Annotated in this window: 11 protein-coding genes; 3 read left to right on the top strand and 8 right to left on the bottom strand. The window is 35.9% G+C overall.

What is annotated here, in order from left to right; genetic code table 11:
* Positions 1 to 26 precede the first annotated feature (26 nt).
* Entirely contained in the window at positions 27 to 1,631 is a 1,605-nt protein-coding gene (locus tag ACWNMZ_RS21265) for a CTP synthase (RefSeq protein ID WP_341194813.1), read from the bottom strand.
* A gap of 427 nt (positions 1,632 to 2,058) precedes the next feature.
* On the bottom strand, positions 2,059 to 2,634 hold the full coding sequence (gene rpoE / locus ACWNMZ_RS21260) for a DNA-directed RNA polymerase subunit delta (protein WP_449598884.1): 576 nt from the start codon (positions 2,632 to 2,634) through the stop codon (positions 2,059 to 2,061).
* A 602-nt stretch (positions 2,635 to 3,236) separates the two neighbouring features.
* On the opposite strand from rpoE, the gene cls reads away from it, so the two are divergent.
* The gene (gene cls, locus ACWNMZ_RS21255) at positions 3,237 to 4,439 is read left to right on the top strand and encodes a cardiolipin synthase (protein WP_449598883.1); all 1,203 of its coding nucleotides are present in this window, start codon (positions 3,237 to 3,239) and stop codon (positions 4,437 to 4,439) included.
* A 130-nt stretch (positions 4,440 to 4,569) separates the two neighbouring features.
* On the opposite strand, the gene ACWNMZ_RS21250 is transcribed toward cls, so the two are convergent.
* From ACWNMZ_RS21250 to ACWNMZ_RS21240, 3 genes are all read right to left on the bottom strand, one after another.
* Positions 4,570 to 4,746, bottom strand: coding sequence for a XapX domain-containing protein (locus ACWNMZ_RS21250; RefSeq protein WP_449598882.1), 177 nt, complete (start codon positions 4,744 to 4,746; stop codon positions 4,570 to 4,572).
* 62 nt (positions 4,747 to 4,808) lie between these two features.
* A complete protein-coding gene (locus ACWNMZ_RS21245) occupies positions 4,809 to 5,807 on the bottom strand; it encodes a sensor histidine kinase (protein WP_449598881.1) in 999 nt (332 codons plus the stop codon).
* Between the two features lie 9 nt (positions 5,808 to 5,816).
* The gene (locus ACWNMZ_RS21240) at positions 5,817 to 6,515 is read right to left on the bottom strand and encodes a LytR/AlgR family response regulator transcription factor (protein WP_341194818.1); all 699 of its coding nucleotides are present in this window, start codon (positions 6,513 to 6,515) and stop codon (positions 5,817 to 5,819) included.
* A gap of 248 nt (positions 6,516 to 6,763) precedes the next feature.
* Between ACWNMZ_RS21240 and ACWNMZ_RS21235 the strand changes: the two genes are divergently transcribed.
* Positions 6,764 to 7,516: an ATP-binding cassette domain-containing protein gene (locus tag ACWNMZ_RS21235; RefSeq protein ID WP_449598880.1), complete on the top strand. Its 753-nt coding sequence runs from the start codon at positions 6,764 to 6,766 to the stop codon at positions 7,514 to 7,516.
* Positions 7,506 to 8,663, top strand: a complete 1,158-nt coding sequence (locus ACWNMZ_RS21230) for an ABC transporter permease (protein ID WP_449598879.1) — start codon at positions 7,506 to 7,508, stop codon at positions 8,661 to 8,663. The genes ACWNMZ_RS21235 and ACWNMZ_RS21230 overlap by 11 nt, the downstream gene beginning before the upstream one ends.
* A gap of 473 nt (positions 8,664 to 9,136) precedes the next feature.
* Here the strand turns inward: ACWNMZ_RS21230 and argS are convergent, their stop codons facing one another.
* The 3 genes from argS to ACWNMZ_RS21215 form a co-directional block, all read right to left on the bottom strand.
* A complete protein-coding gene (argS, locus tag ACWNMZ_RS21225; RefSeq protein WP_449598878.1) occupies positions 9,137 to 10,807 on the bottom strand; it encodes an arginine--tRNA ligase in 1,671 nt (556 codons plus the stop codon).
* 2 nt (positions 10,808 to 10,809) lie between these two features.
* Positions 10,810 to 11,262 (bottom strand): DUF1934 domain-containing protein, encoded by a 453-nt coding sequence (locus tag ACWNMZ_RS21220; protein WP_449598877.1) that lies wholly within the window; start codon positions 11,260 to 11,262, stop codon positions 10,810 to 10,812.
* A 423-nt stretch (positions 11,263 to 11,685) separates the two neighbouring features.
* Positions 11,686 to 13,032: an ISLre2 family transposase gene (locus tag ACWNMZ_RS21215; RefSeq protein ID WP_048717475.1), complete on the bottom strand. Its 1,347-nt coding sequence runs from the start codon at positions 13,030 to 13,032 to the stop codon at positions 11,686 to 11,688.
* Positions 13,033 to 13,048 lie beyond the last annotated feature (16 nt).

The following is a 13,048-nucleotide window of genomic DNA, read 5'->3' as shown; positions in this document are numbered from 1 at the left end:
AACCTCTTTTTCATTCATTTAATTTATTATTTTTCCGCTAAGCGAATAGACGCACCAACAAACTCTCGGAAAAGTGGTTGTGGGCGAGTTGGTCTAGAAATAAATTCTGGATGGAATTGTGAAGCAACAAACCAAGGATGATCCTTTAGTTCTACAATTTCTACTAAACGGCCATCAGGGCTAGTTCCTGAGAAAATAAATCCTGCATTTTCCATCTCTTGACGATATTGATTATTAAATTCATAACGATGACGATGTCTCTCGTAAATTACTTCGTCTTGATATGCTTCATATGCTCTTGTTTCTTCTTTTAGCTTACATGGATATAATCCTAAGCGAAGTGTTCCACCTAAATCCTCTACATCCTTCTGTTCAGGTAAAAGGTCGATAACTGGATGTGTAGTCTTTTCGTTAATTTCAGAAGAGTGTGCATCATCCCAACCTAAAACATTACGAGCAAATTCAATAGACGCAACCTGCATTCCTAAACAAATTCCAAAGAAAGGAACTTTTTGTTCACGTGCATATTGTGTTGCTAAAATCTTCCCTTCAATCCCTCGATCTCCGAATCCACCAGGTACAAGAATTCCATCTGCGTCCTGTAGCAATTCTTGCACATTTTCTTTTGTTACTTGCTCAGCATTAATCCAATCGATATCGATATCCGCATCGAATGCATAACCTGCATGCTTTAATGCTTCTACTACAGAAATATAAGCATCTTGCAGCTCTACATATTTACCAACAAGGGCAATCTTTGTTGTTTTAGAAAGATTACGCACGCGATCAACTAATTCGATCCATTCTGTCATATCTGCTTCTTGGCACTTAAGTTTTAAATGCTCACATACAATTTGATCTAGGTTTTGCTCTTGTAATGCCAAAGGAATCGTATAAAGTGTATCCGCATCACGGCACTCAATAACTGATTTATTGTCTATATCACAGAATAAAGCAATTTTGTCTTTCATATCTTCTGAAATAGGTTTTTCTGTTCTTACTACAATAACATTCGGTTGAATCCCCAAACTACGCAGTTCTTTAACGCTGTGTTGTGTTGGTTTTGTTTTCATTTCTCCTGCAGCTTTGATGTATGGCACCAATGTACAGTGAATATACATAACATTATCGCGACCGATATCACTTTTAATTTGGCGAATCGCTTCTAAGAACGGTAATGATTCGATATCTCCAACTGTTCCACCAATTTCTGTAATAACAACATCTGCATTCGTTTCACGACCAGCTCTATATACACGCTCTTTAATTTCATTTGTGATATGTGGAATTACTTGAACAGTTCCGCCAAGATAATCTCCTCTACGCTCTTTTCTTAATACAGTAGAATAGATTTTCCCTGTTGTAACATTGTTATATTTTGTTAAATTGATATCAATAAAACGCTCATAGTGACCTAAGTCTAAATCCGTTTCCGCGCCATCATCTGTTACAAATACTTCTCCATGCTGATAAGGACTCATTGTACCTGGGTCCACGTTGATATACGGGTCAAACTTTTGAATGGTTACACTTACTCCACGGTTTTTCAGCAAGCGACCAAGAGAAGCTGCTGTAATCCCTTTTCCTAGTGAAGAAACTACTCCACCTGTTACAAAAATATATTTTGTCATTATATGATCCCCCTTGATTTAAGTTTGCTCCAATTCCTCTTTATTTAAGACGAATTAACTAATTTTTTTGAGGGGTATGAAACGATTGCTGTTTGCTTCTTTACTAAAGGTTGTTTTCCGTAAAGTTTGTCGCAATTACTCGCAGCCCGAATACGCTACGCTTTCCTTAGCAAACTTATACTTTTGCCTGCTATCTCATGGCGTTTACGTATATCTAAGCTGCTTTAATATTTCTAAATTTTTTATTTTTCCTATTGAAAAAACAACAATCTTTTAGAAAACAGCATTACTAAAAAATAAAAAGCGCTCCACTTACTTTCTACAAGTAAGGGAGCGCTGTATTTAGCGAATTTAAGTTCGTTCCTCTTTTAAGGAGCCCAAAAAAGATTTTACTAGCAACGACTGTAAATGTCAAGACTAGGGGGAATTATTTATCCTCATCCTCGTCTTCATCAAATTCGTCGTCTTCGTCTTCTTCATCTTCTTCATCTAATTCATCATAATCTTCTTCGATTTCTTCATCAAAATCTTCACTTTCCGATAAGTCATCATCTAATAAATCATCGTCTTCGTCTTCATCTAAATCGTCATCTTCATCTAGAAGCTCTTCATCATCCAGATCTGCATCGAAGTCATCAAAATCATCTTCTTCATCTATGCTATCAAAATCGTCGAAGTCATCATCCGCAGCTTTTTTCGCTTTTTTCTTCTTCGGTTTTGTTACTGTTACAACATCTTCTTCTGATTTATCTACAGGGTACCATAAACGAAGTCCCCAACGATTGTCTCCTAATGATAAAAAGCGACCATCGATATTAACATCTGTATAGAATTGTGCAATTTTTTCATTGACTTCTTCTTCCGTTAACTCTACTAATTTCGCTACTTCATTCATTAGTTCATTAAACGCGTAAGGTGTTTTGCCACCATTCATAATTTCATATGCTACATCAATTAGCGCCATTTCTTTTAGTTCTTCTTTTGTGTATTTGTCAACACTCATTCTTTCGCACTTCCTTTCTTATCTACTCTTATCCCCGTCCTGAAAGCTTGGACCAAAATTCAGGTGGAAGTTTCACGTTTCGGGAGTTTATTATTTTTATACATCTTGTTGATCTTATGAGACCAATCTTAACTAATATAGTAAAAATACATATTCTCCATTATAAACAAATTTTAGGTGAATATGCTAGTTCTAGTTAAGGTTTATTTAACTTTTCTTTGAAATAGAAGTTTTCCTGCTCTTTTATGATTATTTTTTTGCTTGGCTTGCTTATTTTTAGCGAGTTTAAAAAAAAGAAGGGATAAAAGAAAAAAGCCGATAGAACCTAATTGATGCTTATATAAGATATAAAACAAAACTAAATATAGGAGTATTCCAATTAAAATCAATATTTTCCGCACTGTTAATCCACCCTAACTAAAAATAATAGATTATTCTCCTTTTAGAATAACGACTGTATGAAGCGACACGCAAGTTTCTTTTTTATTTATTTGCTATTTTCCAAAATATGAATGATTCCCCTTAAAAATCGACATGGAAGAGGAAAGGTATGAAAGGAATAGGATATCGGCAATACTATCCTTTTAAGGAGGGAATTATAAATGAAGACATTCTTGATTATCATAAGCAGTATTGCAATACTTATTTTCCTTCTCTATATTGATTTTCAGTTAGGAAAGAGAGCACAGCAAAAACAAATAGAACGGAAAAATCATCCCTTTAGATATACAGACTTTCACATCTATGCAGATGGAACAGAACTTTTCCCAGCCCTGTTTCAAGCAATTAAAGAGGCGAACAATCATATCCATATCCTTTTCTACACCATTAAAACAGACAGCATTTCCAATGAGTTTCTAGATCTTTTAAAAGCAAAAGCAAATGAAGGGGTGGAAGTACGCCTAATTTTAGATTGGTTAGGTAGTATAAAAATCAGAAAAAAAATCAGAGAAAATTTAAAGCAAGCTGGTGTTCAATTTGCTTTTTGCCAACTTCCAACATTTCCTTATCTCTTTTATTCTTTACAAGTAAGAAACCACCGAAAAATCGCTATCATTGATGGCAAAGTTGGTTTTATGGGTGGGTTTAACATCGGAAAAGATTATATTCATGCCAACTTCAAATTAAGCCCTTGGCGTGACTATCATCTTCAATTGATTGGAGAAGGGGTCGATGATTTACAGCGAGAATTTTTAATTGATTGGTTAAAATCCTCTAAAATTAATTTACTGCAAAACCGAGTATATTTTCCAAAACAGAAACACGGGGAAACTAGACATCAAATAATACCTACTCAAGGAGTTTATTTAGAAGAAATAATATGTAATCTGATTAAAAACAGCAAAAAGAGTCTTTTCATTGCTACCCCTTACTTCATTCCTAGCCAGCGAATAACAGTGGAATTATTAAGGGCATTACATAGAAACGTTAGCCTTACTATCCTTATCCCAAACAAAGCCGATCACATGCTTGTTAAGGAGGCCGCTTTTCCCTATTTGCGTAAACTATTAAAGAATGAGGCAAGCGTTTTTCAATATACGAATGGGTTCTTCCATGGAAAATTAATAAATGTCGATGATGAAATTATTATTATTGGTTCGTCCAATTTTGATAGACGCAGTATCTTTTTGAACCACGAGCTAAACTGCTGTATTTATGACCCTGTGTTTATTGAAAGAATGAATAAAATAACAACGATGGATTTACAGCAAGCTAAGAAGTTATCTCTTTTGGATTTGAAAAAAATAACTGCATGGAGTACACTAAAAGAATGGCTTTCCCGTCTTTTTGCTCCATTTTTATAAGCTTTAATCAGTGGGAGAGGTCTCCCACTGATTAGTTAAGTTAAACGATTCGGACCTTGACAGACAGGGACCTTCCTCAAATGCTCCTATGCTTCCTCTAGAGTATTACTTAAGAGGAAGCTGAGATATCTTATCTTTGAAATAAGACACTAATCCATTCAAACGCACGGTAACCAGCATATATTCCAAAAATACCTACAATACCCGAAAATGCGCCTGGGGCTGGAATTGGAAGTTTCAAAAGACCAAAAATGAATCCAGTTAGAAATCCAGTTACTAAAGCTAATATCACTAATTTCACAAGCATCTCCCCTTCAAAGTAGATGCCTTTATTATTCGAAAAATTAGTTCGAAATATCCGAGGATTCCTTAATCATCTTTGCTGGTTTTTATGGCAGGGATTTTTAGTTTCACCGTGAATGTTTCATCCTTATAGGTGTAATCCAGATAGCCATGGTACTTGCTTGCGATAGTTTGAATGATTTTCGTTCCATACCCTCTTTCCTTTCCTGCCTTCGTTGATTGTCCAAATTTCTTAAACATGGAATCTAGAATAGCGGCAGGAATAGGCAAACAGTTATTTTTACATGTAAGTAAGTACAGACCGCTTCGTTTTGATAAACGTATGGTGATATGCGGCTTTTTGTTATGCTTCTTTCCCCATTCCTGACTTGCCTCTAGGCTATTAAACAACAAATTACCTACTAAGCTTACAATATCCTTTTCTTTCATTGGTAATGTTGATAAAGGTACATCAAAGTCGTATTTCAATTCGAGATTATCCAGTATCGCCTGCTTATAAACTCTATGTAATATCGAGGCTACTGCCCCATTCTCCCCTTTTATCGATAGATTTGTTTCTTCATACCCTTCAACAAGCTCATCTAAGTAGGCTTTAGCGTTTGATGAACCTTCCTCTTCCAACATAAAATGCACGGCTGAGATATGCTTGAGGAAATCATGCCGTTCACTACGGATTACTTGAAAAAGCTCATTATATTGTTTTATTTCGTCCTCATAGGATTCCTTTTCTTGTTTAAGATGAATCATTTTCCAACCTACCATAAAACGCGCCACTTCTATTAATAAAAACAAAAGGAAAAAAAGTATACTCCAGGATGTAAATACAACTTGTATATGTAAAATTAGAATCAATGACTGGATAAACCAGAGAAGCGCCTCTATTTTGGAAGGACTAGCATTACCATTTATTGGTGAATACACCGAAAAAACAAAGCATATTGCAGCAAAAAGGAGAAATAACAGATAAGATGGCACAGCAAATCCCATATGCTCCATTATTATTTTGCTATGGATAGTACTATAAACTGCAATTATTAGCCAATAGAAATGTTTATTATTAATCATAATTACCCCTTAGAAATAATTAGCTTGGAGAAAATCCACCTTCTCCTTGGTGATTATCGCCTTTTCCTCTAGCCCCTCAAATGCTACGGCATAGGAGTTCTTTGCATAAAGAGAGAAATTTTTAACATAGTGTATATTGATTATAAAAGAACGGTGTGAGCGAATGAAGTCTCTTTCCCTCAGCTCTCCTTCTAACTCATTTAGTGTCTGATATGTTTTTATTGTTTCTGATTTTGTGTAAATAGTTGTCGATCTTCCCGACCTTTCAATAAACACAATATCCTTCTTTTGTATAATGTGGATTTCACTCTTTTGTTTAATGTAAAGTCTTCCTGCAATCTCCGTAGACTTTGTCTTTTCAATTGCCCGATGTATTGACTGGGTTAGACGGTCTTTATTATAAGGCTTCATTATATAATCATGGACATTCAGCTCAAATGCATGCACTGCATATCCACTAGTTCCAGTTACAAAAATGACCAAAATATTTAAAGCATGAGAATGAATAATGTCCGCTAATTCATACCCTGATAAACCAGGCATTTCAATATCCGCAATTAATAAATCAATGCTTTCCTTTTTTATCTCTGCATAGGCTTCCTCCGCAGAAACAGTGGAAAAGATGATTTCCATTTCAGGAATACTGGAAACAATCCCTATTAATTTATCCAAATCCATAACACGATCATCCACTAAACCAACTCTCAACTTTTCTTTCTCCCTTCCCAATGCCTGAGAAATCTCAATTGGCAGAAATTGCCCTTTTCCCCTTTTATTTTACCATGATTTATATACACAACGATGGTTTATAGCTTTTTTGATAGACTAAAATGTTCAAAAAAGAAAAACCTTCCCTTTTCACGACATGATACGGCACTTTCATGACAGGATGGCAGAAAATGAATTGTTCACCCTATATGATAAATGTAACGAAATCAATATGAGGTGAAAAATACATGATTACTATTCAAAAAGTAACGAAAAAATTTCAAGATAAAAAAACTTCCATTACCGCACTTAAGCATGTGTCATTTTCCATAAAAAATGGGGAAACCATTGCTTTACTTGGAGAAAATGGTGCCGGTAAAACGACTCTATTACGATCCATCGCCACCCTCCTTCAACCAACTGAAGGAACCATTATCGTGGATAATTTTGATACGACGAAAAATCCAAAGGAAATTAAACAAAAAATTGGTGTTCTATTTGGTGGAGAAACAGGTCTTTATGAGCGATTAACTGCTAGAGAGAATTTGGAATACTTCGCAAATCTATACGGTTTAGGGAAGCATGAAACAAAGGTAAGAATTGATGAGCTTTCGCGAATGTTCGGAATGAAAGATTATTTAGATCGCAAGGTTGGTGGTTTTTCCAAAGGGATGCGTCAGAAAGTGGCGATTGCTCGAACGATTATTCACAATCCGGAGATTATTCTTTTTGATGAACCAACAACAGGATTAGATATTACCTCTTCTAATGTATTCCGCCAGCTTGTCCATCAATTGAAGAAAGAAGGAAAAACAATTGTGTTTTCCAGTCACATTATGGAAGAGGTTTCCATGCTATGCGATAGTGTTGCAATGTTTCATAAAGGAGAGCTTGTCCATCATGGAAAGCTTGACGATTTATATAAAGCAGAAGGAAGCAAGGACCTAAACTATATCTTTATGAGCAAACTAGTTAGAGGAGGAGACCAATATGTTATTTAAATTATATCTGAAGGAACTAAAGGATTCATTTCGTGATAGACGAACATTATTATTAACCGTATTCCTGCCTATTATTATGATGACTGGCTTAACTCTTTTTTATGAGAAACTAGTATCTAGCAGTGAAGGAGAAAGCTACCAACTAGCGATTTCTTCTGCGATAAATGAAGAAATGAAAGCAGATTTAGCAGCTCACACAAATATTGAATTACTTGTTTCCGACGATCCGGAAACAATAGTAAAGGATGGCGATGCACAAGCAGCAATCCTCTTAGAGAATAATTTTGGAGAAAAGGTACTCCAAGGGGAAAACACTAATATAGTCCTTATAGGAGATTCCTTTAGTGAAAACTCTTCTGCCTTGCTTTCTATTGTTATGAACGCTTTAAACGAATACGAAAAGACAGTGGTATCCGACCGATTAAGTAAATTAGGGGTAGAAGATTCAGTTATTCAACCATTTTCCATCGTACAGCAAGAGCTTTCAGCAGAGAATCCAACCATTAATTTAGTAGCGATGCTTATCCCACTGATCCTATCATTGGCTGTAGGAGTCGGTTCTTCTCCAGCTGCAGCAGATCTTTTTGCTGGGGAAAAAGAGAAAAAAACGATGGAAGCATTATTAATGACTCCAGTAAAACGCTCTACTTTAGTAATTTCTAAATGGTTAACAATTTCTACAATCGGAGTATTGACTGGCTTGATTACCTTACTTGTTGTTGTTCTGGAGATAGCTTTTTTTACGGAAAACTTAAAAAACGCTGTACCTATTCATGATAACTTCGCCTTAATTATTGTATTTGCTATCTTGATAACCGTTCTTTACTCGATGCTTATTGCTTCCTTACTTATGATTACTAGCATTATTGGTAAATCAATTAAAGAAGCTCAGAGCTACAGTACGCCAATACTGATGCTGACTGTTTTTCCAATGATGTTTTTATCTACTACGGGTTTAAATGAACTAACCTTTAATCATTTTGCTATACCTGTTATTAATGTATTCAGTATTTTAAAGGAATTAATATTCGGTGAGATTATCTATCAGCATATCCTGATTACGTTGGGATCTAATTTATTGTTTATCATTATTGCGTTTTTGATTGGAAGAATGCTGTTTATGAAGGATAAATGGGTTATTAATTAAGGGGTATTTTCACTTGAATAAGGATGAGGTTGGGACATAAGCAAATAATTAATCGGTAAAAACGAACAATCTCTAATTTAGATCTTAAATAAAGGTTCCTTTCCTATATTGGTAATCTATGTCTTTAAATATAGTCAAGTCTAAAAACTAATTTCGTTCCATTACGTTTTTAAAGGAAATTTCCCAAAAACTTATTTTTTGCCAAGAAAAAATAAATTAGTAAGAAAAATGGAGCAGCCTGAATACACGTAGACTCCTATGGGAGCTGCGAGAAAGTCCGAGACCCTGCAGGAGCGTAGCGACGAAGCGGCTTGGCGCTCGCCCCATGGAAAGCGAAGTGTATTCAGGCTGCGGATATTAACACTAACTGTACTGAAACAGCCTTTTATAAAACTAATAAACACCCGAACAACCATATGCAATTGTGGTTGTTCGGGTGTATCTATGCCTGGAACACTTTTGTCCCAGTCTCATTACATTTTTTCTGGTGCGGATACGCCGATTAGGGCAAGGGCGTTTCTTAATGTTATTTGTGTTGCTTGGATTAATGCTAAGCGTGCTTTTGTTCTTTCTAGATTGTCAGCGTCTAATACTTTCTCCGCGTTATAGAAGCTGTGGAAAGTGGATGCTAAATCGTAAATGTAATTTGTAATACGGTGTGGCATTCTCTTTAATGCCGCTTCTCCTACTGCTTGTGGGAATTCTCCTAGTTTTTTCAATAAGTCAAATTCTTTTTCTGCAGTGATTAACGCTACATTTAGTTCATCAGCAAGCTCGATTCCTTGTTCCTTTCCTTGTCTAAGGATACTTGAAATACGTGCATGTGCATATTGTGCATAGTAAACTGGGTTTTCATTGGATTGTGACACAGCAAGATCTAAATCAAAATCTAAATGCGTGTCAGCACTTCTCATAGCAAAGAAGTAACGAGTTGCATCTAGGCCTACTTCTTCTACTAAATCTCTCATCGTAACAGCTTTTCCAGTACGTTTACTCATCTTCATTTTTTCGCCGTCTTTGTAAAGATGAACAAGCTGAATAATTTCCACTTCTAAGGCTTCTTTGTTATAGCCTAATGCTTGAATAGCTGCTCTCATACGTGGAATATAGCCGTGATGGTCTGCTCCCCAAACATTAATAAGCTTTTCAAATCCTCTTTCTAGCTTATCCTTGTGATAAGCAATATCTGGTAATAGATACGTATAAGAACCATCATTTTTGATAAGTACTCGGTCTTTGTCATCACCAAAATCAGTTGAACGTAACCAAGTAGCTCCATCTTGTTCAAAAATATAACCATTTTCTTTTAATGCGTTTAGCGCTACATCGATTTTTCCATTTTGATAAAGAGAAGTTTCAGAGAACCATACATCGAACTTCACACGGAAATCTTCTAAATCCTGCTTTAATTTAGCCATTTCATACTTCAGACCATAATCACGGAAAAAGTCAAAACGTTCCTGTTCTGAAACATTTACATACTTATCGCCAAATTCCTCTGCTAGTTTTTTTCCGATTCCAATTATGTCTGCACCATGATAGCCATCTTCCGGCATGTCTTTTTCTATACCTAACGCTTGGAAATAGCGTGCTTCTACAGATAATGCTAGGTTGTTAATTTGGTTACCAGCATCATTAATATAGTATTCTCTTGATACATCATAACCCGCTTTATCTAAAATATTAGAAAGAGAATCTCCTACTGCTGCCCCGCGAGCATGTCCTAAATGAAGATCTCCAGTTGGATTTGCAGAAACAAACTCCACTTGTACTTTTTCTTTATTTCCGACAGTAGTCTGTCCATACTGCTCTCCAGCTTGAAGAATAGTTGGGATTAAATCTGTTAGGTAACTGTTATCCATATAAAAATTGATAAAACCAGGTCCTGCAATTTCTACTTTTTTAATAGAAGCTTTTGTTTGATCAAAGTTCTCAATAATAGCCTCTGCAATCATTCTTGGTGCCTTTTTAGCCACTCTTGCTAATTGCATCGCCATATTCGTAGAATAATCACCATGTGCTTTTTCTTTTGGTAATTCCAATATTACCTCTGGAATTTGTTCTTCTGTTGCTAAGCCGGCTTTTATCACACTTTGTTTAATTTCTTCTTTCAAATTGTCCTTTATTTGATCTACAATATTCATTCTTACTCTGTCTCCTCCTTAAACGAAATTGTCATATGATAGGTTCCATTATTGCTGCCTTGCATTTTTAAATCATATAAAATATCTAATGATCCTGTTGTTGCTTGCTCTTCTACTTCTAACGCAAGCCTCTTTGTATCTGTTACTATTTGAAAGACACCGTACGGACTTTCGTAGCTGCCAATTTTTTGTTTATTAATCAGAAAAGGCAGGCGCATTTTCACTGCCCCGCTTCGAAGGATTAAACCTTCCTTTTCGGTAACTTTAATAATTGTTTTTATGGTGCCTTCTTCTATGATTTCTTCATATTTTATATACTTATTAGTATCTTTTTCTAAGTATCGACCAAACCCAATCCACTCAATACTTTCTTTATTTTTCCCATTATATATATGTGTTGTAACTTGTAATTTTACAGGCACCTGTTGCGCTGATGTTTGAGACAACGACAACACTTCCTTTTCATTTACTGTGTAACTTTATAAGTATAAATTTTTTATAGGGGAAGTGCAAGATGGTTCGTCAAATGGTTTGAGTCAAGTATTTGTGGGAGAAATTTTTTATCGTCGGAATTTCTCTCTTTTTCAGTGTGTTTGCTATCTCTATTGTTAACGCTTTCTATACTTACTCTATTTATAGTCAGGCTGTTTTCGTAAAATTTTTTGGGATCAATAGACCGTTCCTTTCCGCTACAGGCACTTGCTTTCCGCGGGGAGGAAGTCGAGCCTCCTCGCCGTTCCGGCTGTGGGGTCTCGACCTTTCCTCTATGTCCCGCAGGAGTCAAGTGCCTTTCGCTCCAATCCACTCTGCGTTTTCTATGTTGTTAAAATCCATAACCTTTTAGAATACAGTTTACAGTTAAACGTCGACAATCCTTTTTAAAATCCTTGTAATGCTTTTAACGCATGATATAGTGGCTTTCCTGTTGTTTGACTCAAATAGGCAATGTTTTGTCTTGTTGCCTGTCCTGCTGTTTTGGTTAGTTTTTCACGGTAGTATTTTGGTTTTATATGATTTGATTCCTTCTCTTCCAATCGTTTCGTCATTGTTCCGATCAGTGTTTTAATATCTAATCCATCTTTTAAGCCAACCATGAATCGAATAAATGCATCTATTCCTTTTTCACTCCATGCCCTTCCGTTTTTCAGACGCTTGGCAAACACACTCATGGTTCCTTCTGCGCTGCCCATCGGACGCATATCACTCGTATCTATTCCTTGTTCCTGTAACCAAATTCTATAGTCTCCAAGTGCCTCGGGATATGGAGAAAGCTGGTTAATTAATGCTTCTAATCGTTCTTCTTTTTTCTCTGTATCCAGGGTCGCCACTGCACTATTTAACTCTACTAATAATCCCTCTCCATCATACTTAGCTAGCTTTTTTCGTATCGCTTTATATCTAGGATGTTCTTTAAAAATACGTTGGATTTCTCGAGCTACGTGGAATCTGTCTATCGTGAAAAAAGCTTTCTTTTGAAAATACTCTCTGCACGCAGTTATCCAACTAGCTCCGTCCCCATTGATAGCTAAAAGATGAGTAGTTGGATCGTAATGATACGTATCCATTAAAAATTGTTCTAACTCTTCCCAGAAAGGTGCTTCTGCTTTATGAATAAAATGCCGTTTTCCCACAAGACTGGCTCTCTTTCCATTCATAGACCAACCTTCATGGATAGCTGCGATCTTTTCTTCTCGTCCGCGCTTCTTACCACCTTGCCGTTTAATAAATAAGCCATCTACTTCGATAAATAATACCTTTCTTTTTGGTTCGATTGGCAAGCTCGGTACAACTTCTGTTTGTAATAAATGTTGACGAATCGCTTCATGACTAGCTACAGAGTATCCAAGTAATTTTTCTAACGTAGAAGATGCATGTCTGTATGATGGCCCAGTAACCGCCAATTCCATCGCCATTTCTTCCACAACTGGACTAAATCCTTTACCGCCCTCAAACTGTAAATATTGATCTAATAAATAGACATATTTGTTGCCGATACGATCCCAATAGTAATTTCGCTTAATTGAAACAGATCCAAATAAGGTGTCCATCTGAATCGCTCTCTTATCTTTGAGTTGATATCTTCCTTTATCTCGTTGTTCAGCTATTTCTCTGTCATACCCAGTTAACAGCTCCTCGAGAACTTCCGAAAAAGTTTCCTGTAATGTTTTAAATAAATCACTTTCTATTTCTTTTAATGTAGGTAGTTTTATGGTATTTTGTTTCATAGGGACTTTCTCCTTT

The sequence above is a fragment of the Niallia sp. Marseille-Q9988 genome (genome assembly GCF_976954375.1).
The sequence above is the reverse complement of the archived record's forward strand: the minus strand, read 5'-3'. Positions and strand labels throughout refer to the sequence as shown.

Excerpts from the sequence above, each read along its gene's own strand:
- ACWNMZ_RS21265 (WP_341194813.1), bottom strand. The coding sequence starts at position 1,631 with ATGACAAAATATATTTTTGTAACAGGTGGAGTAGTTTCTTCACTAGGA.
- rpoE (WP_449598884.1), bottom strand. The coding sequence starts at position 2,634 with ATGAGTGTTGACAAATACACAAAAGAAGAACTAAAAGAAATGGCGCTA.
- cls (WP_449598883.1), top strand. The coding sequence starts at position 3,237 with ATGAAGACATTCTTGATTATCATAAGCAGTATTGCAATACTTATTTTC.
- ACWNMZ_RS21250 (WP_449598882.1), bottom strand. The coding sequence starts at position 4,746 with ATGCTTGTGAAATTAGTGATATTAGCTTTAGTAACTGGATTTCTAACT.
- ACWNMZ_RS21245 (WP_449598881.1), bottom strand. The coding sequence starts at position 5,807 with ATGATTAATAATAAACATTTCTATTGGCTAATAATTGCAGTTTATAGT.
- ACWNMZ_RS21235 (WP_449598880.1), top strand. The coding sequence starts at position 6,764 with ATGATTACTATTCAAAAAGTAACGAAAAAATTTCAAGATAAAAAAACT.
- ACWNMZ_RS21230 (WP_449598879.1), top strand. The coding sequence starts at position 7,506 with ATGTTATTTAAATTATATCTGAAGGAACTAAAGGATTCATTTCGTGAT.
- argS (WP_449598878.1), bottom strand. The coding sequence starts at position 10,807 with ATGAATATTGTAGATCAAATAAAGGACAATTTGAAAGAAGAAATTAAA.
- ACWNMZ_RS21215 (WP_048717475.1), bottom strand. The coding sequence starts at position 13,032 with ATGAAACAAAATACCATAAAACTACCTACATTAAAAGAAATAGAAAGT.